Origin of the sequence: Chelatococcus sp. CO-6 (assembly GCF_001271345.1) — a bacterium.
Classification (GTDB): domain Bacteria; phylum Pseudomonadota; class Alphaproteobacteria; order Rhizobiales; family Beijerinckiaceae; genus Chelatococcus_A; species Chelatococcus_A caeni.
This window is the reverse complement of the sequence record NZ_CP012398.1, coordinates 3,106,388-3,127,846: the sequence shown is the minus strand read 5'-3', so window position 1 is coordinate 3,127,846 and position 21,459 is coordinate 3,106,388. Positions and strand designations below refer to the sequence as shown.

The 21,459-nt window shown below is 69.5% G+C and carries 20 protein-coding genes, 1 tRNA gene, 1 pseudogene and 1 CRISPR repeat array; of the genes and pseudogenes, 5 read left to right on the top strand and 17 right to left on the bottom strand.

Annotated elements, in window-relative coordinates; all coding sequences use genetic code 11:
• The first annotated feature begins 174 nt into the window (after positions 1-174).
• Positions 175-263 (top strand) — tRNA-Ser (locus tag AL346_RS14790).
• Between the two features lie 350 nt (positions 264-613).
• A CRISPR array of direct repeats spans positions 614-2,071; the repeat unit is 33 nt; unit sequence GTTTCAACCCACGCCCCCCGCATGGGGAGCGAC.
• 394 nt (positions 2,072-2,465) lie between these two features.
• Here AL346_RS14790 and AL346_RS14785 read toward each other — a convergent pair.
• The 5 genes from AL346_RS14785 to AL346_RS14765 form a co-directional block, all read right to left on the bottom strand.
• A complete protein-coding gene (locus AL346_RS14785) occupies positions 2,466-2,798 on the bottom strand; it encodes a hypothetical protein (RefSeq protein WP_026015575.1) in 333 nt (110 codons plus the stop codon).
• A gap of 163 nt (positions 2,799-2,961) precedes the next feature.
• Positions 2,962-3,984, bottom strand: coding sequence for an amino acid ABC transporter substrate-binding protein (locus tag AL346_RS14780; RefSeq protein WP_019404670.1), 1,023 nt, complete (start codon positions 3,982-3,984; stop codon positions 2,962-2,964).
• Positions 3,985-4,008: 24 nt separating this feature from the next.
• On the bottom strand, positions 4,009-4,629 hold the full coding sequence (locus AL346_RS14775; protein WP_026015576.1) for a L,D-transpeptidase: 621 nt from the start codon (positions 4,627-4,629) through the stop codon (positions 4,009-4,011).
• Positions 4,630-4,679: 50 nt separating this feature from the next.
• Positions 4,680-5,186: a hypothetical protein gene (locus AL346_RS14770; RefSeq protein ID WP_019404672.1), complete on the bottom strand. Its 507-nt coding sequence runs from the start codon at positions 5,184-5,186 to the stop codon at positions 4,680-4,682.
• A gap of 108 nt (positions 5,187-5,294) precedes the next feature.
• Complete coding sequence (locus AL346_RS14765; protein ID WP_019404673.1) at positions 5,295-5,927, bottom strand: exopolysaccharide biosynthesis protein; 633 nt, start codon at positions 5,925-5,927, stop codon at positions 5,295-5,297.
• Between the two features lie 268 nt (positions 5,928-6,195).
• On the opposite strand from AL346_RS14765, the gene AL346_RS14760 reads away from it, so the two are divergent.
• The 4 genes and pseudogenes from AL346_RS14760 to AL346_RS14745 all read left to right on the top strand — a co-directional run bounded on the left by AL346_RS14760 (position 6,196) and on the right by AL346_RS14745 (position 10,053).
• Positions 6,196-7,116 (top strand): ABC transporter substrate-binding protein, encoded by a 921-nt coding sequence (locus tag AL346_RS14760; protein WP_019404674.1) that lies wholly within the window; start codon positions 6,196-6,198, stop codon positions 7,114-7,116.
• A gap of 15 nt (positions 7,117-7,131) precedes the next feature.
• Positions 7,132-8,322 (top strand): ABC transporter permease, encoded by a 1,191-nt coding sequence (locus tag AL346_RS14755; RefSeq protein ID WP_019404675.1) that lies wholly within the window; start codon positions 7,132-7,134, stop codon positions 8,320-8,322.
• Positions 8,319-8,747 (top strand): annotated as a pseudogene (locus AL346_RS25610) (ATP-binding cassette domain-containing protein); the annotation flags it as partial. The gene AL346_RS14755 and the pseudogene AL346_RS25610, both read left to right, overlap by 4 nt.
• Positions 8,748-9,300: 553 nt before the next feature.
• Positions 9,301-10,053, top strand: coding sequence for an ABC transporter permease (locus AL346_RS14745; RefSeq protein WP_019404677.1), 753 nt, complete (start codon positions 9,301-9,303; stop codon positions 10,051-10,053).
• Here AL346_RS14745 and glp read toward each other — a convergent pair.
• The 12 genes from glp to AL346_RS14685 form a co-directional block, all read right to left on the bottom strand.
• On the bottom strand, positions 10,035-11,285 hold the full coding sequence (gene glp, locus AL346_RS14740) for a gephyrin-like molybdotransferase Glp (protein ID WP_019404678.1): 1,251 nt from the start codon (positions 11,283-11,285) through the stop codon (positions 10,035-10,037). The genes AL346_RS14745 and glp overlap by 19 nt on opposite strands.
• Positions 11,269-11,808 (bottom strand): molybdopterin-guanine dinucleotide biosynthesis protein B, encoded by a 540-nt coding sequence (mobB, locus tag AL346_RS14735; RefSeq protein WP_019404679.1) that lies wholly within the window; start codon positions 11,806-11,808, stop codon positions 11,269-11,271. The genes glp and mobB overlap by 17 nt, the downstream gene beginning before the upstream one ends.
• Before the next feature lie 299 nt (positions 11,809-12,107).
• The gene (locus AL346_RS14730) at positions 12,108-13,139 is read right to left on the bottom strand and encodes a formate dehydrogenase subunit gamma (protein WP_053193815.1); all 1,032 of its coding nucleotides are present in this window, start codon (positions 13,137-13,139) and stop codon (positions 12,108-12,110) included.
• 37 nt (positions 13,140-13,176) lie between these two features.
• A complete protein-coding gene (gene fdh3B / locus AL346_RS14725; protein ID WP_019400967.1) occupies positions 13,177-13,773 on the bottom strand; it encodes a formate dehydrogenase FDH3 subunit beta in 597 nt (198 codons plus the stop codon).
• Between the two features lie 11 nt (positions 13,774-13,784).
• Entirely contained in the window at positions 13,785-16,691 is a 2,907-nt protein-coding gene (locus tag AL346_RS14720) for a formate dehydrogenase subunit alpha (protein WP_053193812.1), read from the bottom strand.
• 13 nt (positions 16,692-16,704) lie between these two features.
• The gene (locus tag AL346_RS14715) at positions 16,705-16,902 is read right to left on the bottom strand and encodes a twin-arginine translocation signal domain-containing protein (protein WP_019400969.1); all 198 of its coding nucleotides are present in this window, start codon (positions 16,900-16,902) and stop codon (positions 16,705-16,707) included.
• 26 nt (positions 16,903-16,928) lie between these two features.
• Complete coding sequence (locus tag AL346_RS14710) at positions 16,929-17,711, bottom strand: molecular chaperone TorD family protein (protein WP_019400970.1); 783 nt, start codon at positions 17,709-17,711, stop codon at positions 16,929-16,931.
• A 179-nt stretch (positions 17,712-17,890) separates the two neighbouring features.
• Positions 17,891-18,574 (bottom strand): DUF3306 domain-containing protein, encoded by a 684-nt coding sequence (locus AL346_RS14705; protein WP_019400971.1) that lies wholly within the window; start codon positions 18,572-18,574, stop codon positions 17,891-17,893.
• The gene (locus tag AL346_RS14700) at positions 18,571-19,080 is read right to left on the bottom strand and encodes a DUF3305 domain-containing protein (protein ID WP_019400972.1); all 510 of its coding nucleotides are present in this window, start codon (positions 19,078-19,080) and stop codon (positions 18,571-18,573) included. The genes AL346_RS14705 and AL346_RS14700 overlap by 4 nt, the downstream gene beginning before the upstream one ends.
• 12 nt (positions 19,081-19,092) lie before the next feature.
• Positions 19,093-20,115: a DUF6352 family protein gene (locus AL346_RS14695; protein WP_019400973.1), complete on the bottom strand. Its 1,023-nt coding sequence runs from the start codon at positions 20,113-20,115 to the stop codon at positions 19,093-19,095.
• Positions 20,112-20,642 carry a DUF6505 family protein gene (locus tag AL346_RS14690; RefSeq protein ID WP_019400974.1) on the bottom strand — a complete coding sequence of 177 codons (531 nt, stop codon included), beginning with the start codon at positions 20,640-20,642 and terminating at the stop codon, positions 20,112-20,114. Before AL346_RS14690 ends, AL346_RS14695 begins: the two co-directional genes overlap by 4 nt.
• Entirely contained in the window at positions 20,639-21,418 is a 780-nt protein-coding gene (locus AL346_RS14685; RefSeq protein ID WP_245258849.1) for a biotin/lipoate--protein ligase family protein, read from the bottom strand. Before AL346_RS14685 ends, AL346_RS14690 begins: the two co-directional genes overlap by 4 nt.
• Positions 21,419-21,459: the final 41 nt, after the last annotated feature.

The following is a 21,459-nucleotide window of genomic DNA, read 5'->3' as shown; positions in this document are numbered from 1 at the left end:
CATGTCATTTGGCTCCGTGTCCATGCATGCCGCTGCGCTGCAGCATCCCTTCGACAACGCGCACTCCCCGCCCCTCGCCGAAAAAGCAGGCCGGCCGCGGCCCAAAGTGGCGGTGCATGACCCAACTGGCATGTTGACCGGAATCCGCGAAAAGGTTAGGGCTTGGCCGCCGCAGGAGACGTGGCCGAGTGGCTGAAGGCGGCGGTTTGCTAAACCGTTATACGTGGTAACACGTATCAGGGGTTCGAATCCCCTCGTCTCCGCGGAAATCCAAGAAAATCAACGCTTTGATGTCCGCCTGCGGAGCCCGTTCGCTCGCGCAGGTCGCGAACGAACAGGGAAGACGAGGCACCACTCGTCGGCACGGATGCCGGCACAGCGGCGCTCCCTTCCCGCTCCGGGCGCCCGATCCTCGCTATGAAAGCCGGCTTGCATAGCGGCGCGCCACATCAAAGCAGGCTTTGAAGCGACGTTCCGGCATCGAAGCCCGTTTTTCATGAAGCTGGCAAGTTCGGGACGACCCCGAGCCGCCTGTCCAAGCTCCTCGTCTGGATGACGGCATACGCCCACGCGGGAGTGCAGCCGGCCTGCGGATGCTCCGCAGACCGGCCCAAATTTCGATCCGCGCTCCCGCAATGGGGAGAGACGGGCACGGTCGACCTTCACGTATTCGTCCATCAGGTTTCAATCCACGCCCCCGCATGGGGAGCGACCGGCACAGCCGGACATGCTCGTCTTCGAGGCGCTGTTTCAACCCACGCCCCCGCATGGGGAGCGACCGGACGCCAGCGACCGCCGCTGCGGCCACGACAGGGTTTCAACCCACGCCCCCCGCATGGGGAGCGACCACGTCTGCCAAGTGCCATGTGTCAGCCCCTATTCGTTTCAACCCACGCCCCCCGCATGGGGAGCGACTGAACATGATCTTCAATCAGGACGCCATGCAGGCATTCGTTTCAACCCACGCCCCCCGCATGGGGAGCGACCCGGTGTGGGCCGCCCTCAACGCCACGATGCTGGCGTTTCAACCCACGCCCCCCGCATGGGGAGCGACGTGATCCGGCACCCTTCTTCGCCGCCTCGATGCGGTTTCAACCCACGCCCCCCGCATGGGGAGCGACCAGATCGTCGATGACGTTGCAGGCGACGTTGCAGTTTCAACCCACGCCCCCCGCATGGGGAGCGACCAGGGGGTGCCGGGCGCCTCGGCCTCGTCGGGAAGGTTTCAACCCACGCCCCCCGCATGGGGAGCGACCGAACCTGGATCGGATCTCGCGATAGCGGGCGAGGTTTCAACCCACGCCCCCCGCATGGGGAGCGACGCGACCGGATCATGAATTTATGCGGGGATAATAGTTTCAACCCACGCCCCCCGCATGGGGAGCGACCTCATGTGCTCGTCGGGGTTCAGCCCGTCGGGCCAGTTTCAACCCACGCCCCCCGCATGGGGAGCGACACGACCTCAAGCGAGGCTTCCGTGACTTCATCCTGTTTCAACCCACGCCCCCCGCATGGGGAGCGACCTCAGGAAGCCGCCGACGAGGGTGCCCTGCTTGAGTTTCAACCCACGCCCCCCGCATGGGGAGCGACCCCCGATGCGCGTGGGCACAGTAAGATTGGCTGTCGTTTCAACCCACGCCCCCCGCATGGGGAGCGACCATCACACCCTCGACACCCTCAGGCGTCGTGTAGGCGTTTCAACCCACGCCCCCGCATGGGGAGCGACCCGCTCTCCGCGAACAGGCCCGGTGCAGAGGACGTGGGGTTTCAACCCACGCCCCCCGCATGGGGAGCGACCTCGCGGTCGGCCTGATCATCGGGGCCAGTGCCGAGTTTCAACCCACGCCCCCCGCATGGGGAGCGACTGCAGTTCCTCGACGGCCGCAATAACGTCAGCCTGTTTCAACCCACGCCCCCCGCATGGGGAGCGACGCGGTGCTTGCTGGTGGCTTCGACGATCTGCCGGATGTTTCAACCCACGCCCCCCGCATGGGGAGCGACCTGCGCGACGCGTGGCGTTCTCGCCCGTCCACTCCATGTTTCAACCCACGCCCCCCGCATGGGGAGCGACGCCCTTGCTCTTACCTGATTGCGGCAACGAGCAAAACGGGGTTCGGATCGCGAAGCGGGCTCTTCCGCCGGCGCGCCGGCGGAGGATCGTCGCGGGCGGCGGCGATTAGCCAAACGATATCAAGGAGCTGGGCCGTGTGCGAACAGGGCGGGCTTTTCCGGCACGCTTGCGGTTCGCGCCTCGGTGGGTTGACTGTGCCTTGGGCCCCGAGCGCAGGTCCCGGGCTGGAGGGCCGGAGCCTTCGCTGACCTCGCTCTGGTCGCTCTCCGCGGCCGGCAGGCTGCGATGATGCTGGCGCAGATAGCCATGCTCCGGAGGCGCTTGCGTCGTCGGGGCGCTTTTCAACGGCCGGCCGAGTCGGAGCCGCATCGCATCTCGCCGATGGACATCGAGCCTATTGCTGTGCGCCGCCACCGTCGCACAGGCTCGGCACGGTCCTCGCCCCGTGCTCCTGTAAACGATCCGCAGCGGCGCCCTGCCGTCCTGTCCGTTGCGTTCTCCTCTCCCTCGCGCGCCGCGCGAGGGAGAGGCAGAGGGCGCTTGACAGTCCCGCACAGAAGGCAAGGTACAGCGTCAGGGCTTCGCCCGCCGGGACAGCGGAGGCGAGCCAGGCCGCGAGGGCGGCAAGGCCGAGAAGGCCGCTCGTGATGATCCAGGCGGGGGCACGGGTCAGAATACCGGTCAGCAGGCCGCCACCTGCTGCCAGGGCGGTGAGAAGAACGGACATGAGCAATCCAACTTGAGCAATCCAACATGAGCAATCCGACTTGGGGCTATCCAACCTGGGGCAATCCAAACGGTGCAACGGCAATGAACTGGTCGAAACAATCGAAATGAAAAACCCTCCCCCAAACGGGGGAGGTGCATCGCGGGTGAACTTGCCGCCTCGCCTATCGCAACGGCGGCGCGTACTGGATGCCGCCCAGGCTCCAGAGCTGGTTGATGCCGCGCGGGATGCCGAGCTTCGAGCCGACGCCGACGTTGCGCTCGTAGACCTCGCCGTAGTTGCCCACGGCGCGGACGATGCGCACCACCCAGTCGTTGGTGAGGCCCAGCTTCTCGCCGAAGCCGCCTTCCGTGCCGACGAGGCGGCGCACGTCGGGCTTGTTCGAACCGAGCGCCTCGTCGATGCGCGTCGACGACACGCCGAGCTCCTCGGCGTTGAGCATGGCGAAGCTCACCCATTTCACGATGGTGAACCACGCCATGTCGTCGCTGCGCACGGCGGGCGCGAGCGGCTCCTTGGAGATGATGTCCGGCAGGACGGAATGGTCGGAGGGGTTCTCGAGCGCCAGGCGCTCGGCGTGGAGCTGCGACACGTCGCTCGAGATGGCCGTGCAGCCCCCCTCGCCGTAGGTCTTCACGGCCTCCTCGGGCGAGGAGACGACCACGGTCTCCAGCGTCATGCCGTTGGCGTCGAAGAAATCGCGCAGGTTGGCCTCGCTCGTGGTGCCGGCCTGCACGCAGACCTTCGTGCCGTCCATTTCCAGCGCCGAGCCGATGGCGCGCGCCTTGGGCACGAGGAAACCCTGGCCGTCATAATAGTTCACGGCGGTGAAGACGATGCCGTGGTCCACCTCGCGCCCCAGCGTCCAGGTGGAATTGCGCGAGAGAACGTCGACCTTGCCGCTCTTCAGCGCCTCGAAGCGCTCCGCCGCCGACAGGGGGACGAACTCCACCTTGGCCGGATCGTCGAGGATGGCGGCTGCGATGGCGCGGCAGAAATCGACGTCGAAGCCGCTCCACTGCCCGCTCGCATCCGCCGCCGAGAAGCCCGCGAGCCCCTGGCTGACACCGCAGACGAGCTTGTCACGCTGCTTGACGGTGTCGAGCGTGCCGGCTGCCGCCGGTGCCGCGAGCGCTGCTGCCGCCACAAAACCGGCGGCCGCGGCCGCATTTCCGATGACGCCCATTCCCTTCCCCCCTGCCCTGCCCCGTCACAGCTTCGCGGCGTGGCGGACGATGACCTTGGTGCCCACCGGCACCCGTTCGTAAAGATCGACGACGTCGTGGTTGACGAGCCGGAAGCAGCCGGAGGACACGGCGTGGCCGATGGTCTGCGGCTGGTTGGTGCCGTGGATGCGATAGATCGTCGTGCCCAGATAAAGCGCCCGGGCACCCATGGGATTGCCGGGCCCGCCGGCCATGAAGCGCGGCAGATAGGGCTGGCGCTGGATCATCTCGGGCGGCGGGCGCCAGTCCGGCCATTCCTGCTTGCGCGAGACCTGCAGCAGGCCCGACCACTGGAAGCCCTCGCGGCCGACGCCGATGCCGTAGCGCATGGCCCGGTTGTTGCCCTCAACGAGATAGAGGAAGCGCTCCGACGTGTGGATGATGATGGTGCCGGGCGCCTCCGTCGTGCGGAAGAAGACCAGCTGGCGCTCGAAGGGCCCGGCGAGGACCTCGTCGGCCTCGTCGGGCACGAAGCCGGGCTGGTCCTCGATCTCCATGACGCCCCGCTGCACCTGCGCCACCGCCGGCACCGCGACCACCACTGCCAGAACCAGCCCCGCGAGCACCCCAAACAGCCGCTGGAGGAGAACGCCCTTTTCCGGCATCGCCATCACCTCGCTCGTTCGTGGCGCGCGCTGCCGCGGCGCCGTTGCTCTCACCCCGCCGCCGTTCTTGCGCTCCGTGGCGCGCAATTGACATAGACCATCGTGCCGTAGCGGGACGAGACGTCCGGATCGACCCACTGCACGGTGAAGCTCGTGTCGTCGACGGCGATGATCTCCATGTCCGTCAGGTCGCCGGCCGGCCGCTCGCCCGGGCCGATGAAGGTGCGGCCCTCGCGCGTTGGCTTGACGAGGAGCTCGCGCGGCTCCTTCTCGTCGGCGAGGTTCATGATCACGCCGCCGTCGGCCCCCGCCTTGATGACGTAGGGATTGCGGCACTGGGCACGCGCTTCCTTCACCGTGCGGTCGCGGTCGGTATCGCGGTGATAGGAGCCGAGGCCCCAGCGGCCCACCAGCTGCTCCGCCGTCACCGGCGGCAGGGCCGGCGTGGTCACGGCGGGCGAGACGACGTCATCGCCCGCGCAGCCGGCAAGCAGCGCCGCGCCGGCGAGCCAGAATGCAGTTGGCAGATACGCCCGACGCACGATCGCAAAACCCATGGCATTCCCCCCTTTGCCAGGTTGCGCAGCCGCGGGCCCAGCCGGCGGCGGCAAGAGCATCACGACGAAAGGGCGGTGGGTCAAGCCGCTTTGCGTGCAAGGGGCGGATCAGAACGGCCAGAGATGCGTGAAGAAGGCGACGGCGGCGGCAACGAGCGCCGTCGAGATGGCGGCCAGCACGGCAAGGCTCGCGAGCTTGCCCAGCCAGCCGACGGCAACCGCGATGCCGTCGCGCTCCATGAGCCCGATGGCGAAGGCCGAGATGGCGAAGGCCGGCAGCATGTTGCCGAAGGGGATCGGCAGGAACAGGATGATCGCGAGGACGAGGCAGGCGGCGCCGATGATGCGGTCGTGCATCGGGTTGAACAGGCCGGTCAGGCGCGGCTGCAGCATGCGCTCGAACCGCGTCAGATGCGGCAGCAGCTTGTCGGCCATGGCGGCGAAATCGCCGCGCGCCAGCGAGCGCTCCGTGATGAGCTGCGGCAACCACAGCACCGGCCGGCCGAGCATGAGCTGCGCCGCGATGAACAGGAGCGGCGCGCCGAGCACGGACGAGGTGCCGGGCGGGAGCGGCAGCACGTTCGGCACCGCGAAGATGAGCATCAGCGCCCCGAACGCCCGGTCGCCGAAGGCATCGAGAATGTCGGCGACGCGCACCCGCTCGGACGGGAAAGCGGCGAGTTCCCGCAGCACCTCCGAGAAACGGCGGCGCGGGCGCGCCGCCCCGAACACAACCGGCATACGATTCGTATCGTCCAGCATGCAAATTCCGGCAACGAGGCCCGGCATGCGGGCGCTACGAGGGAAAGATGGGGTCCGTGTCGTCAATGACAACGGCACGCCACATCTGGACGAACATCAAGGACGAATCATGACAGGGTGCGTATCCTGCGGCCCGCGGCTGCTGCGCCGCGCACGCGCCGGGACGTTGATGCATCGGCACGGCTCGCCCTATGCTGTCGATCATGAGGCGCGTCACGGCTCGCGCATTGGGAAGGGGGACGCTTCCATGAAGAAGACGGTCCTGGCCGCTGTCGCGGCCATCGCCATGACAATGGGCGTGGTGGCAACGGGCGCGGCTCGCGCCGACGTCGTCGTCGCATCGAAGATCGATACCGAGGGCAGCCTGCTCGGCGCCATGATCCGCCTCGTGCTGCAGGACAACGGCATCCCGGTCGTCGACCGGGTCTCGCTCGGGGCGACGCCCGTGGTGCGCGCCGCGATCAGGGCAGGCGAGATCGACATCTATCCGGAATACACCGGCAACGCCGGCTTCTTCTACAACATGGCCGACAGCGACGTCTGGAAGGACGCCGCCAAGGGCTATGCCGAGGCGAAGCAGCGCGACTACGACGCCGAGAAGATCGTCTGGCTGACGCCGGCCCCGGCCAACAACACCTGGGCGATCGCCGTGCGCGGCGACCTCGCGGCGGCGGAGAAGCTCGCGACGATGTCGGACTTCGGCGCCTATGTGGCGAAGGGGGGCAAGGTGAAGCTCGCCGCCTCGGCCGAGTTCGTCAATTCGGCCGCGGCCCTGCCCGCCTTCCAGAAGGCCTACGGCTTTACCCTGAAGTCCGACCAGCTGCTGACGCTCGCCGGCGGCGACACCGCGGCCACGATCAAGGCGGCGGCGGAGGAGACGGACGGCACCAATGCTGCCATGGTCTACGGCACGGACGGCGCCATCGCCGAGGTCGGCCTCGTCGTCATGGCGGACGACAAGGGCGTGCAGCCGGTCTACCAGCCGGCGCCGATCATCCGCGAGGCGGTGCTGAAGCAGTACCCGCAGATCGAGGAGCTGCTCGAACCGGTGTTCTCCTCGCTCGACCTCGAGACGCTGCAGAAGCTCAACGGGCGCATCGCCGTCGGCGGCGAGAACGCCGGTGCGGTCGCGAAGGACTACCTGACGAGCAAGGGCCTCCTGAAGTAGCCGGGCGGCCCTCGCGTGACGGAAGAGCCGACAGCGCGCCCCGTGCCGGAGGGAGCCGCCGCGGAGGGACGCGGCCTCGCGCGGCTGTGCGCCGTCGCGGCGCTCCTCGCCGTCGGCTTCGCGCCCTTCCTCGCGCTGCAGCCCAACCGCATCGTCTCGGGCGAGGGCTTCGCCCTGCCCGGGCTGCCGGCCGCCTGGCTCGGACTGCCGCTAGCCGCCGTCCTCGCGGCCTGCGCCGTCGTCGCGGCGCTCGCGCACCATGCCGCCGTGCAGGCCCTGGCCGGGGCGGCCGGCGCGCTCGCCGCCCTCCTCGGCGCCGGCCTTGCGGCGACGGCCCTGCTGCCGGCCGGCGCGACGCTGGCGCGCGTTTCCCTGGGCTCCGGCTTCTGGCTCACCATCGGCGCCTTCGGGCTCATCCTCGCCGATGCGCTCGTCAAGCTGCGCGGCGGGCCGCTGGCACGCATCGCGCTCGCCTTCGCCGGCGTCGGGGCGGTGCTCGCGGTGCTGGCGGCGGGGCTGTGGAACGACCTGTCGATCATGCGCGAATATGCCGCCAACCGCGACAGCTTCTGGCAGCAGGGGGCGCGCCATCTCGTCCTCGTCGGCGGCAGCCTCGCGCCGGCGCTGCTGCTCGGCGTCCCGCTCGGCTATCTCTGCCACCGCCATGCCGCGGCGCGGGGAGCGGTGCTCGCGGTGCTGTCGGTCATCCAGACCGTGCCGAGCATCGCCATGTTCGGCCTGATGATGGCCCCGCTCGCCGCGCTGGCAGCCGCCTATCCCGCGCTCGGCGCCGCCGGCATCCGCGGCATCGGCCTGACGCCCGCCCTCGTTGCGCTGTTCCTCTACTCGCTGCTGCCGGTCGTCGCCAATACGGTGGCGGGCTTTGCGGCCGTTCCGCCGGCGGTGGTGGAGGCCGCACGCGGCATGGGCATGGGGCCGCTGCGGCGCCTTGCCGGCGTCGAATGGCCGCTCGCCTTCCCCGTCATCGTCACGGGCGTGCGCATCGTGCTGGTGCAGAACATCGGCCTTGCAGCCGTCGCGGCGCTGATCGGCGCAGGCGGCTTCGGCACCTTCGTCTTCCGCGGCATGGGGCAGACCGCCATGGACCTCGTGCTGCTCGGCGCCGTGCCCATCGTCATCCTCGCCTTCCTCGCCGCCGTCGTGCTCGATGCGGTCGCGGGCCGCGCGAGGGGGAGGCCGGCATGATCACGGTCGAGGCACTGACGAAGGCCTTCGGCCCGGTCCGGGCGGTCGACGGCATCTCCTTCGAACTCGCCGAGGGCGAGGCGCTGGCGCTCATCGGCCCCTCGGGCTGCGGCAAGTCGACGACGCTGCGCATGATCAATCGCCTCATCGAGCCGAGCGCCGGGCGCGTCCTGATCGATGGCGTCGACACGACCAGCATCCCGCCGGCGACGCTCAGGCTGCGCATGGGCTATGCCATCCAGGGCATCGGCCTCTTCCCCCACCGCACCGTCGCCCAGAACATCGCCACCGTGCCGCGCCTGCTCGGCTGGCCGCGCGCGCGCATCGCGGCCCGCGTCGAGGAGTTGCTCGACCTCTTCGGCCTGCCGCCCGCCGTCTTCGCGCGCAAATATCCGCACGAACTGTCCGGCGGCCAGCAGCAGCGCGTGGGCGTGGCGCGCGCCATGGCAGGCAAGCCCGCCGTGCTGCTGATGGACGAGCCCTTCGGCGCGCTCGACCCCATCACCCGCACGCGCCTGCAGGACGAGTTCCTCGCCATCCGCCGGCGCATGGGCACGACCGTGCTCATCGTCACGCACGACATGGACGAGGCCTTCAAGCTGGCCGACAGGCTGGCGGTGATGGAGAAGGGCCGCATCGTGCAGCTCGATACGCCCGAGGCCCTCCTGCGCCACCCGGCGAGCGCCTTCGTCGAATCCCTGATCGGCAGCGAGGACCGCGGGCTGAAGCTGCTCTCCCTCGCCGGCGTCACCGCATTGATGCAGCCGGCGACGGGCTGGACGGCAGAAGCCGACGGCACCTTCCGCAAGGCCGGCGCAGACGCGTCCCTCGCCCCCTCTCTGCTTCCGCGAGCCTGCGCGAGGCGGCGTCGCGCCTCGTCTTCGCCGGCGTCGACGAGCTGCCCGTCGTCGACGAGGCCGGAGCGATGGTCGGCGCGATCGCCATGGAGCGGATCATCGCCTTCGGCGGGGGCGGCCGGTGACAGCGCAGCGCCGCCGCCTCCTGCGGATCGGGGCAGCCGGGATCGCCGTCGCGCTCTTTGCCGTGATGGTGCTCGCCCCGCAGGCCTTCGAGCGGCCGCTCGCGGCGCTGACGAAATTCGGCCAGCCGGCGATCTACGACCGCGACAGCATCCTGGCGCTGACCCTCTCCCACATGGGCATCGTCGCCGTCGCGAGCCTTGCGGCGCTCGTCATCGCGCTCGCCATCGGCATCTTCGTGACCCGCCCGGCCGGCGCGCAATATCTGCCGCTCGCCCGCGCCGTCGCCAATCTCGGCCAAACCTTCCCGCCCATCGCCATGCTCGCCGTCGCCGTGCCGCTCACCGGCTTCGGCGCGCGACCGACGCTCGTCGCGCTCTTCGCCTACGGGCTCCTGCCGATCTTCGAGAACACCATCGCCGGGCTGAAGGGCGTCTCGCCGCAGGTGGTCGAGGCGGCGCGCGGCATGGGCATGACGGGCCGGCGCATCCTCAGGGAGATCGAGCTGCCGCTGGCGCTGCCGGTGATCATCGCGGGCTTCCGCGTCTCGATCATCGTCAGCATCGGCACGGCAACGATCGGCTCCACGGTCGGCGCGAGGGGCCTCGGCGAGATCATCATCGCCGGGCTGCAGGCGGACAACCTCGCCTATGTGCTGCAGGGCGGCGTGCTCGTCGCCATGCTCGCCATCCTCGTCGACCTCGGCCTCGGCTTCCTCGAGCGGCGGGCGCGTCAGCCGAGGAGCGCGTAGGGATAGACGTCGACCCTGTCGCCCTCGGCGAGGCCCGTCATGTCCTCGGGCAGTACCGCGAGGCCGTCCGTCTCGGTGAGCGAGGTCAGCACGCCGGCACCGTCGCGCGGGTATTTCACCGCCTCGTACGCGCCGTCCGCGCCGCGCCGCAGGCTGACGCGCACGAATTCGCGCCGCCCGGCCTTCTTGCGATAGGCGAAGGCGGCCCGTGCCGGGATGGCGAGCGGGCGCGGTAGCTCCGCGCCCATCAGCCGGGCGAGAAGCGGGCGCACCACGAAGGTGAAGGTGACATAGACCGCGACGGGATTGCCCGGCAGGCCGACGAAGGGCGTGCCGGCGATGACGCCCATGGCGACCGGCCGGCCCGGCTTGATGGCGAGGCGCCAGAAGACGAGACGGCCCGCCGCCTCCACCGCCGCGCGGACATGGTCCTCCTCCCCCGTCGAGACGCCGCCCGAGGTGAGGATGAGGTCATGCTCCCCGCTCGCGGCCATGAGCGCTTCGCGCAGGCGCTCCGGCTCGTCGCGCAGCACGCCGAGGTCCGACACCGCGACGCCCAGCCGGCCGAGCAAGGCGATGAGGGCGAAGCGGTTGGAATCGTAGATGCCGGCCGCGGGCAGCGGCTCGCCGGGCTCGACGAGCTCGTTGCCCGTGGAGAAGACAGCGACCCGCAGCGGCCGGCGCACCGGCAGGCTCGCATGGCCGACGGCGGCCGCGAGCGCGAGGTCCTGCGGCCTGAGGAGCCGGCCGGCCGGCAGCGCCACCGCCCCGCGCGCAATGTCCTCGCCCGCCTTGCGGCAATTGGCGCCGCGCTTCAGCCCCGGCGGCAGGACGACCGTCCCGCCATCGAGCGTCACGTCCTCCTGCATGAAGACGGTGTCGGCCCCGGCGGGCATCGGCGCGCCGGTGAAGATGCGCACGGCATGGCCGGGGCGCATGGCGGCCGCAGCGCTGCCGGCGATCACCCGCCCGGCGGCCGGCAGGCGCGTCTCGCCCTCGCGCGCAAGGTCGCCGTGGCGCACCGCCCAGCCGTCGACGGCGGAATTGTCGAAGGGCGGCAGATCGACGAGCGCCGGCGCGTCGCGTCCCAGCACGCGGCCCTCGGCGCTGCGCACCAGCACGTCCTCGACGCCGTCGATGGGCGCGATGCGCTCGCCGATCAGCGCCAGCGCCTCCTCGACGGACATCAGCGGCCCGCCGAAGGCGAAGCAGTCGTCACTCAGCTGGGCCATGCGCGGAAAGTCTCTCCATCAGCCGCTCCACGGGCTCGGCATGGGCCATGACGACATCGGCGATCGTTTCGATGTCGTCGATGTCGATGACCGGGCGCCCGGCAGCGGGCAGGGCGACGTCGCTCGCCACGGCGACGATGCGGCCGTCGTCCGGATGGAGCGGCGGCTTGCCGTTGGCCTTGCGGTAGACCTCCACCTTGACGTGCTCCTCGCGCTTGAAGCCCTCGACGAGGAGGATATCGCAATCGTCGATCAGCGCCACGAGCTCGGCGAGCCGCGGCTCGCGCTCGTCCCTCAATTCGCGCATCAGCGCCCAGCGCCGGCGCGAGGCCACCAGCACCTCGCGCGCGCCGGCCTGCCGGTGCTGGAAGGAATCCTTGCCCGGCCTGTCGACATCGAAGGCGTGATGCGCGTGCTTGATGGTCGAGACGCTGAGCCCGCGGGCGACGAGGACCGGGATGAGGCGGGTGAGAAGGGTCGTCTTGCCGGAGCCGCTCCAGCCGGCGAGGCCAATGACACGCATTGAAAAGTCGATCCGGACACGAGAAAGCCGGATGCCTCTCGCGAAGCACCCGGCCCGACTGTGCACAAGGCGACGGGACGCGTCGAGCCCTTCTTCCAAACCGAGCCCGGACCGGCGCCGACCGGTGAAGCACTCCCCTCCCCCCGCTTGCGGCGGGGAGGGGCTAGGGGTGGGGGGCGGCGCCGTCAGGCACCACATACCAACCTCTTGCCCAGAACACGAACCGCCTGCCTGCTGAACCACCCCCACCCTCCCCACCACTTCGTGGGGGGAAGGGAGAGAGACCTCCGTCGGTAGCCCTACTCCGCCGGCACGGCCGTCGGCGGCACGCTGCGCTTGCCTTCGACCGTCGCCTTGCGCTCCTCCTCGGCGACCCAGAGGCTGTGGTGCTGGCGCGCCCAGTTGAGGTCGACCTCGCCGTTGCCCATGGCGTCGAAGGCGCCCTCCATGCCGAGCGTGCCGATATAGATGTGGCCGAGGATCACGGCGGTGAGGAGCACGCCCAGAAGGCCGTGCACCACCTGCGCCGTCTGCATGCCGGCGATCGTCGTGCCGTAGAACGGGAACAGCAGGATATAGCCGCTGACCGCGATGGCGGCGCCGACGAGGATGACGAGCCAGAACAGCATCTTCTGGCCGGCGTTGAACTTGCCGGCCGGCGGATGCGCCTTGCCGACGATGCCGCCGCCCTGCGCGAACCACGTCACGTCGACGCGGCTCGGGATGTTGCGCAGCGCCCAGATGAAGAACATCAGCACCAGCCCCAGCGTGAAGGGGAAGCTGAGATAGTTGTGGGCGTATTTCGCGGCCATCGAGAAGGTGGAGAAGGCCTCCGGCCCGATGAGCGGCAGCAGCAGCGACTTGCCGAAGGCGACGTTGAGGCCGGACAGCGCGAGGATGACGAAGCAGCTCGCCGTCAGCCAGTGCACGAAGCGCTCGAACCACCTGAAGCGCACGATGGTGCGGCCCGACGGCCCGGCCTCCGTGCGGATGCGCCCGCGCACCAGAAAGAAGACCGCGAGCACCGCGAGCATGCCGAGGATGGCGATGCCGCCGATCCAGGCCAGCGTGCGCTCGTGATAGGCCCGCCATTCCTGCCCCTCGACCTGGATCAGCGTCGCCGCCTTCCGGTCGGGGATCGACACGCGGCCGGTGACCCGGTCGAGTGCCTGCATGAGCTGCTCTTCCCTCACCGCCTCGGTCGTCGGATTGACCTGGGCGAAAGCGGAGCCCGTCGCCGCGGGCAGCGCGAGGAGCAGCGCCAGCAGCATCGTCAGTGCGGCGGCGATGCCGCGGGCCGACCAGCGCCGATCGTGTCCTGTGCGGGTCATGGCTCGTTCCTCCCCTCCCGTCGGCCGCTCGGCCCGATCAAACGTCGATCGTCTCGCGATAGGCCGTCTTCCAGCCCCACGCACCGGAGCCGTAGCCGCGCTTGAGCACGCGTTCCTTGTAGATGGCGGCGATGATCTCGCCGTCGCCGGCGAGCAGCGACTTCGTCGAGCACATCTCGGCGCAGAGCGGCAGCTTGCCCTCGGCGATGCGGTTCGCGCCGTATTTCTGGTACTCGGCGGCGGTCAGATCCGGCTCGGGCCCGCCGGCGCAGTAGGTGCACTTGTCCATCTTGCCGCGCGAGCCGAAATTGCCGACGCGCGGATATTGCGGCGCCCCGAACGGGCAGGCGTAGAAGCAGTAGCCGCAGCCGATGCACAGGTCCTTCGAATGCAGCACGATGCCGTCGGCCGTGTTGTAGAAGCAGTCGACCGGACAGACGGCCTTGCAGGGCGCGTCCGTGCAATGCATGCAGGCCATGGAGATCGACCTCTCGCCCGGCTTGCCGTCGTTGATGGTGACGACGCGCCGGCGGTTGATGCCCCAGGGCACCTCGTTCTCGTTCTTGCAGGCGGTGACGCAGGCATTGCACTCGATGCAACGGTCGGCGTCGCAGAGGAATTTCAAACGGGCCATGTCATCCTCCCTCAGGCCGCCCTGATCTGGCACAGCGTCACCTTGCCCTCGTGCATGCCCGTCACCGGGTCATAGCCGTAGGTGGTGATGGTGTTGACGCTTTCGCCGAGGACGATGGGATCCGCGCCCGGCGGGTAGTTCTTGCGCTGGTCCTCGCCCATGAACCAGCCGGAGAAGTGGAAGGGCATGAAGGCGACGCCCTTGCCGACACGCTCCGTGACGAGCGCCTTGACGCGGGCCTTGGACTGGTTCTCCGGCCCCGTCACCCACACCCAGCCGCCGTCACTGATGCCGCGCTCGGCCGCGTCCGCCGGGTTGATCTCGACGAACATGTCCTGCTGCAGCTCGGCGAGCCACTTGTTGGAGCGCGTCTCCTCGCCGCCGCCCTCGTATTCGACGAGGCGCCCGGATGTCAGGATGATCGGGAAGTCCCTCGCGATGCCCTTGTCGACCGCCGCCTTCTGGACGGTGAAGCCGATGTTGGGCACGCGGAAGCTCTTGAAGTCCTCCCGCGTCGGGTATTTCGCCACGAGGTCGGCGCGCGGTGAATAGATCGGCTCGCGGTGCACCGGCACCGGGTCGGGCAGGTTCCACGCCACCGCGCGGGCCTTGCCGTTGCCGTAGGGGATGCAGCCGTGCTCCAGCGCCACGCGCTGGATGCCGCCGGACAGGTCGATCGACCAGGAGACGGCGTCGGGATTGTTGCCGCCGATGCCTTCGATGGTGGCGCGTTCCGCCTCCGTGAGGTCGGCATCCCAGCCGAGCTTCTTCAGGACGCCGTAGGTGAACTCGGGATAGCCGTCCGTGATCTCGGAGCCCTGCGAGTAGGAGCCTTCCGACAGCAGCGTCACGCCCTCGCGCTCCACGCCGAAACGGGCGCGGAAGGTGCCGCCGCCGTCCTTCACGTGGATGTTGGTGTTGTAGAGCGTGTGCGTGCCGGGATGCCGGAATTCCGGCGTGCCCCAGCACGGCCACGGCAGGCCGTAGTAGTCGCCGCCGACCTCCGGCACGTCCTTGGCCGCGCGCAGGGTCACGATGTCGAACTTGTCCTGGTTCGCCATATGCGCCTTGAGGCGCTCGGGCGACTGGCCGCAATAGCCGGTGGACCAGCCGCCGCGGTTGATCTCGCGCAGGATGTCCTCCGCTTCCGGCCGGCTGTTCTCGACCTTGATGTTCTTGAACATCTCGTTGGCGAAGCCGAGCTTCGTCGCGAGGAGATACATGACCTCGTAATCGTCCTTCGATTCGAAGATCGGCTTGACGATCTGCTCGCCCCACTGGAGCGAGCGGTTGGAGGCCGTGCGCGAGCCCGAGGTCTCGAGCTGCGTGCAGATGGGCAGGAGGTAGGTGCCGTCCTTGCGCTGCGAGATCGCGGCGAAGGTCGTCGGATGCGGGTCGCCGACGACGAGGAGGTCGAGCTTCTCGAGGCCCTTCACCATCTCCGGCATGCGCGGGATGGTGTTGCCGCCGTGGCCGAAGACCATCATGGCGCGGACATTGTCCGGCTGGTCCACCTGGTCCTTGGGCAGGAGCACGGCGTCGAACCACCGCGTCGAGGGGATGCCGGGCGCCTCCATCATCTTCTTGTCTTCGAAGCGCGAGAGCATCCAGTCGTAATCGACCTCCCACACCCGGCACCAGTGCTTCCAGGCGCCCTCGGTGAGGCCGTAATAGAGCGGCAGGGACGTGATATCGAGGCCGAGGTCGGTCGCCCCCTGCACGTTGCAGTGGCCGCGGAAGATGTTGGCGCCGTTGCCGAAGCCGCCGACGTTGCCGGTGGCGAGCAGCAGGTTGCAATAGGCGCGCACGTTGGCCGTGCCCACCGAGTGCTGCGTGCCGCCCATGCACCAGATGAAGGTGGACGGCCGCTCCTTGGCGAAGGTCTCGGCGACGCGCTTCAGCTGCTCGCCGGGCACGCCCGTCACGTCCTCGACGGTGGCGGGATCCCACTTCCGCACCTCGGCGCGGATCTCATCCATGCCATAGACGCGCTGAGCGATGAACTGCTTGTCCTCCCAGCCGTTCTCGAAGATGTGCCACAGCATGCCCCAGATCACGGCGATGTCGGTGCCGGAGCGGATGCGCACGTATTCCGTCGAATGCGCCGCCGTGCGGGTGAAGCGCGGATCGACGACGAAGACGTTGGCGCGGTTGATCTCCTTGCCGGTGAGGATGTGCTGCAGCGACACCGGGTGGGCTTCGGCCGCGTTGGAGCCCATGAAGACGATGGTCTTCGAGTTGCGGATGTCGTTGTAGCTGTTGGTCATGGCGCCATAGCCCCACGTGTTCGCGACGCCCGCGACCGTGGTGGAATGGCAGATGCGCGCCTGGTGGTCGACCGAGTTGGTGCCCCAGAAGGCGGCGAACTTGCGCAGGAGATAGGCGCCTTCGTTGGAATACTTGGCCGAGCCGAGCCAGTAGACGGATTCAGGACCCGACGCGTTGCGGATCTCCATGAGCTTGTCGCCGATCTCGTTGATCGCGTCGTCCCAGGAGATGCGCTGCCAGGCGCCGTTCACCAGCTTCATCGGATATTTCAGGCGCCGGTCGCCGTGGACCAGCTCGCGGATGGCCGCGCCCTTGGCGCAGTGGGAGCCCCGGTTGATCGGGCTGAACCACGACGGCTCCTGGCCCACCCACACGCCGTTCTGCACCTCGGCGGTCACCGTGCAGCCGACGGAGCAGTGGGTGCAGATGTTCTTCTTGCGCTCGATGGGCTGCTGGAAGTCGGTGGGCCCCGCTTCCGCGCGGCGCACGGCTCCCACCTGGATCGTCCCGACCGCGGCGAGCGCACCGGCCGTGAAGCCGGCACGCTTCAGGAAGGCGCGCCGGTCGACCAGGGATGCGCCCCCGAAGCCGGCGGCGACGGCCTGCAGCCGTCCCTGCGCGGCCGCAGTGGACTTGCGCTTGATGAGCATGGCGGCCTCCCCCTCAGTACCGGTTGACCCGGTAGAAGTCCTGGACGTGTTCGGTCTCGCGATAGCGCGTCTGGTCGTTGCCGGGAGGCTCGGCCATGGCTTCGGCCTTGTCGGCGACGACCGGTGCGAGCGCCGTCATGGCAGCGCCCGCACCGGCAGCGCCGAGGAAGCTGCGTCGATCGAGGACCTTTTTCTTCTTCTCGTCCTGCATGGCTTCCTCCCCTCGTTCCTTCATTGTCAGGCGGGCAGCGCGAAGGCTTCCGCCTCGATCTCCATCATGATGCGCCCGAGCGTGCCGATGGCCCGGTAGAACCGGCCGGCGCGCGAGGTCTCGAGATCCGCAAAGAACCGCCCCGCCCACGGCTCCACATGGCGGGCGAAGAACTCCCGCTCGCCGAGGCCGGCGACCCCGAAGTCGCAGCGGATGAGCCCGGCCATCGTCTCGCAGAGGATGGCGATGTGGTCCTCCGGCTCGGCCACCCGCTCGGCACGCTCGATGCCGAGCCGCGCGAGGTCGCCGCGCAACACGGCGAGCGGACGCTCGTGCAGGAAGCCGGTGAGGTAATAGGAGGCATAGGGCAGGAGCTCGCCGCGGCCGAGGCCGATGAAGAGGTCGAAGAACTCGCGGCTCACGGCTTCGGCGTCCGTGCCGACGGCGGCATCGGCGAGCGCCAGATGCGCCATGCCGATCTCGCTCGCGTCGCCCCGCAGCTGCGCCAGCCGGTCGAGCAGGTCCTGCCCCGGCGCACGCCAGAGCAGCACCGCGAGCAGCGCGTATTCCTCGGCACGGGCAAGATCGATGGGGTCGACATCGGCTGCGGCGGCGGCATCCTGCGGCGGATAGATGTCCGGACGGAGCACGGCACGGTCGACGCCGGTGAGCGATTCGACGGTCAGGACACGGTCGGCCGGCACGCGGCGCCAGCCGGAAATCGTCGGCTGCGACACCCCGAGTTGCCGGGCGAGCGCACGCACGCCGCCCGCTGCTTCAATGGCCTGCCTGAGCCCCACTTCGCGCATTCCCGACCCGTTGCCTCCCGTGTCTGAAACGGCAATAGGGCGAGCCTATCACCCCTTTTTCACATTGCAACTATTCCAATGAAATGCTGCACTGCACCCGCTATGGCTGTACCGGCAGGCATGCGGCAGCCCCTGCCGCCATCCGCCCCCGAGCCCGTGAAACCCTTGTGCGGCCTCGCTCAGACCGGCGTCGCCGAGCCCGAACGGCGGCGGGGAGAGGGTGGCGAGTTCCCTAAATCTCTATTCAAATCTGCGTGATCTTCGCTCGCCTGCGCAACTGCTGGCCGTGCCGCCGAAGGTTCGGCGGGCAACCGGACGGCATCCGGCGCCTCTTCCGGCTCCGGCGACGGGCCGGGCGCCTGCTCGTCGGCCGGAGGATCGGCCGAGGCGCGGTCCTGCTGCACCCTCTCTTCGCCGGCGGGCGGCGGAGCCCCCTCGACGGCGGCGAGGAGGCGCTTGCGCACGGCCTCGCCGATCTCGAGCGGCCCGTAGCCCGGCATGCCGCCGGGAGTGTTCCAGTCCCAGTCGTAGTCGGCGAGACCGACGAAATCGCGGATGCCGGGGTCGCTCACCCACAGGCGGCGCAGCGCCGCCTGGCGCCAGGCCGGCGGCACGTTGCGCTTCAGCCACGGCGTCAGGTCCGTCTCCGGGCCGATGCTCTCGATCGGCGGCAGTTCCTCGAGCGGGACAGGCGCATCGTCTTCAGGGGAAGCCGCGACCTGCGCCTCTGCCTCGGCCACCGGTGCGGCAATCTCTTCCGGCGCCTCGGCGGGCACATTCACGGCCACCGGCGCGTCTTCGCTCCGCCGCGCGGCCTCCTTGCGGCGCGACCAGCGGGTGAGGAAGCCTTCGTCGCCGCTCACGGCTCGCCTCCCTCCTTGTCCCGCCCCGGCCGCAGCGCCAGGGCGTCGGGATCGGCCCGGTCGCGGCGACGCTTGATGAAGGCGCGCTCCACGTGGTGCTCGGCGACGAAGCGGGCGACGACGCCGGCGACCTCGTCCGGCATCGGCACCGCCTCGACGATATTGTCGCCCGCTTCCGTATAGGCGGCGCCCTCGTTGGGGTCGGCCGTGACGACGAGAATGTCGAGCGGCGGCGTGACGCCCGTGGCATGGGCGGCGATCCACAGTTTCGGCGCCCCGCTTTCGAGATTGTCGCGGTAGCCGGCCGTCTCGGCCCGGTAGAGGTCGACGTCGAAGGCGCCGGCGTAGAAGCGCTGCACGCCGGCCTCCTCGCCGAGCAAGGTCCACGGGGCCGCCTCCGGCACGCCGGCGATGACGGCGACCGGCAGCCAGGCATGGTCCACCCAGCGGCTCTTCAACGGGCGGCGTTCGACGACGACGCCGACGTTGAACCTCTCATGCGCCATGGTCCAGCCTCCTCAATGCACCGGCTGGTCCGCCGCGAGCGGCAGGCCGGCAATGAGGTTCTGCGGCTTGAAGCGTAGCAGATTGCTCCGGTCCATCGCCATGATGAGATAGACGGGATGGCCGCGCACCTCCGGCCGCACCGGCACGGACGGGTCGAGCGTCAGGCGGAAGAGGGAAAGGACGCGCGAAGAAGCCTCCCCATCCACCTCCTCGTCCCGCCACAGGGCGTTACCGATGGCGGTGGCCTCGGCATCGAGCCCGATGAACCAGCGCCAGTCGCTGTCCTCGATGCGCGGCACAGGCTCGACCGCCACCGCGTGCCCCAGCGTCTCGCGCAGGAAGGCCTCGACGCAGCGGGCGATGGCCGCGCGGCCGCCGGCCTCGCCGCCGAGGTCGAGCACCATGTCGAAGGCATCGCTGCGCTCCTGGTAGCCCGTCTCGCCCGGCTGCAGCACGTCGAGCTCGCTCACCGCCGGACCGCCGAGCATGGCGAGCAGCGGCGAAGCCTGCCGGTTCTCCTCGTGCATCGCGATGGTCTCGGCATCGGCGAGGAGGAGGTGGCCCTCGTGCACGGTCACCTTCTGCGGGCGGAAGAAGATCTCCCCCGCGCGCAGGACCTCGGCATCCTCGCAGCCGTCGAGCGCGGCGCGCATCAGCACATGGACGAGCTGGTTGAGGAAGAGCGGCGGAATGCCGCCGACGCCGTCCCTGATCATGCGCACATAGGCCGCCTGCAGCGTCGGCGCGGCCAGAAGCCGGTCGCGGAAGGAGAGAAACGCCCGCCAGTTGTCGCGCGCATCGGCATCGGCAAGCTGCGCCAGCGTCACCGGTGAGACCGCGGCGAAGGGATCGTCCATCAGCCGGGCGTGGAGGGCCCGCTCGGCGGGGCAGGCCTCCTCGGGCGGCATGAGCTCCGGCCGGGCGAGATAGGCCTTCAGGAAGGCGTCGGTCGCGACGAGGCCGCCGTCCTCGCGCCGGTCGAGCAGCACATGGCCGCTCGACAGCCAGAAGTCGCGGTTGGCGGCATCGGTCATGGCTTGTCCTTCATCAGGGCGAGGAGATCGACCTCCTCGGCGGGCTCGTCGTCGGTCTCGAAGAAATCGAAGGCGCGGAAGCCGTCGCGCGGCCGGTCGCCACGCGGGGTGAGCGTGCGGTAGCGCTCGCGGATCTCGCCGTTCTCCATCACGCGCTGCAGGGCGAGGAGCGTGCCGACGGGATGGTCGCAGAGCGAGGCGGCGAAGGCGATTTCCTCCCGCGCCGCCGGCAGGGCGGTGGCGACGTCGGGGGCGCCGAGCCGCTCGACGAAGCGCCGCGCCAGGAGCTCCGTGGCCGCCTCGACCTCGTCGCCCGCCTCGCTGACCACGGCGAGGGTGGAGAAGCCGAAACTGTCGATGCCGAGGAAGCCGGAGCGGAAGGCGACGCGTTCCTTGGTCGGCAGCGAGGCGACGTCGGCATCGACGAAGAGGAAGGCACCGGTCACCGCCCATTCGCCCGGCGCGGCGGCATGGGCGAAGACGAAGCTGTCCGAGGCGTCGAGCCGGATAGTGCGCGGCAGCTTCATGCAGGAAGCCTCCCCTCGGCGTCGCGCTCACCATGGCGCGCGAGCGCCTCGACGAAGAGACGCCGGCGGCGGCCACGGCCCGTCGTGACGAGCAGATCGCCGTTCACGTCGATGGCAAAAGACGAGTCGCCGGAATCGCTTGGCGCCAGACGCTCAACATAATGTGAAACCTGAGAAGCGCCGCGGTCCTCCGAGAAGCCGTGCAGGTTCGCCATGAGATGGCGCGCGAAGCTCTCGACGAGGCTTTCGGCATCCCCCTCGAGCCCGCCGACCGCATCGATGCCGAGTTCCCCGCCGGCCGCTTCGGGCCCGTCGAGCGTCGCGATGCGTAGGCGCGCGCCGAAGACGAGCCAGTCCGGCACCGCCGCATCGCGCGCGTCCTCCGGCCAGGCGAGATGCCCGTCGCCGACGAGGACGCCGTCGAGGCGGATGCCGCCCGGCCAGTCGAAGGTCAGCGGATGCTCCGGCGCGCAATGGGCCGCGACGGCATCGGCGAGCGCGTTCATGGCCGGATAGAAGGCAAGGCGCGCGAGGGCGAGCGGCTCGGCCGGCTCGAGCACCACGGCGCAGTCGACGAGATCGAACCGGCGCGCCCAGACGAGCGTGCCCGCCCCCGCCTCGCCCGCGATCGCCCGGGCGTGGGCAAAGGCATCCCCCGCCTCGCGCAGGGTGACGAGCGTGAACGGGGGCGGCAGCACGAGCTCGCGCCGGCCGATTGACGTGATCTTGACCGGAATGGCCTCCTCCCCTTCGCCATTCGATTGGAATTCATCCAATTCGATATAAGCTGACGCGAAATGGCGCGAATGCAAGCGCT

What these genes read in the sequence shown, in the direction of transcription:
- AL346_RS14785 (WP_026015575.1), bottom strand. Translation starts at nt 2,798, where the DNA reads ATGTCCGTTCTTCTCACCGCCCTGGCAGCAGGTGGCGGCCTGCTGACC.
- AL346_RS14780 (WP_019404670.1), bottom strand. Translation starts at nt 3,984, where the DNA reads ATGGGCGTCATCGGAAATGCGGCCGCGGCCGCCGGTTTTGTGGCGGCA.
- AL346_RS14775 (WP_026015576.1), bottom strand. Translation starts at nt 4,629, where the DNA reads ATGCCGGAAAAGGGCGTTCTCCTCCAGCGGCTGTTTGGGGTGCTCGCG.
- AL346_RS14770 (WP_019404672.1), bottom strand. Translation starts at nt 5,186, where the DNA reads ATGGGTTTTGCGATCGTGCGTCGGGCGTATCTGCCAACTGCATTCTGG.
- AL346_RS14765 (WP_019404673.1), bottom strand. Translation starts at nt 5,927, where the DNA reads ATGCCGGTTGTGTTCGGGGCGGCGCGCCCGCGCCGCCGTTTCTCGGAG.
- AL346_RS14760 (WP_019404674.1), top strand. Translation starts at nt 6,196, where the DNA reads ATGAAGAAGACGGTCCTGGCCGCTGTCGCGGCCATCGCCATGACAATG.
- glp (WP_019404678.1), bottom strand. Translation starts at nt 11,285, where the DNA reads ATGGCCCAGCTGAGTGACGACTGCTTCGCCTTCGGCGGGCCGCTGATG.
- mobB (WP_019404679.1), bottom strand. Translation starts at nt 11,808, where the DNA reads ATGCGTGTCATTGGCCTCGCCGGCTGGAGCGGCTCCGGCAAGACGACC.
- AL346_RS14730 (WP_053193815.1), bottom strand. Translation starts at nt 13,139, where the DNA reads ATGACCCGCACAGGACACGATCGGCGCTGGTCGGCCCGCGGCATCGCC.
- fdh3B (WP_019400967.1), bottom strand. Translation starts at nt 13,773, where the DNA reads ATGGCCCGTTTGAAATTCCTCTGCGACGCCGACCGTTGCATCGAGTGC.
- AL346_RS14720 (WP_053193812.1), bottom strand. Translation starts at nt 16,691, where the DNA reads ATGCTCATCAAGCGCAAGTCCACTGCGGCCGCGCAGGGACGGCTGCAG.
- AL346_RS14715 (WP_019400969.1), bottom strand. Translation starts at nt 16,902, where the DNA reads ATGCAGGACGAGAAGAAGAAAAAGGTCCTCGATCGACGCAGCTTCCTC.
- AL346_RS14710 (WP_019400970.1), bottom strand. Translation starts at nt 17,711, where the DNA reads ATGCGCGAAGTGGGGCTCAGGCAGGCCATTGAAGCAGCGGGCGGCGTG.
- AL346_RS14700 (WP_019400972.1), bottom strand. Translation starts at nt 19,080, where the DNA reads ATGGCGCATGAGAGGTTCAACGTCGGCGTCGTCGTCGAACGCCGCCCG.
- AL346_RS14695 (WP_019400973.1), bottom strand. Translation starts at nt 20,115, where the DNA reads ATGACCGATGCCGCCAACCGCGACTTCTGGCTGTCGAGCGGCCATGTG.
- AL346_RS14690 (WP_019400974.1), bottom strand. Translation starts at nt 20,642, where the DNA reads ATGAAGCTGCCGCGCACTATCCGGCTCGACGCCTCGGACAGCTTCGTC.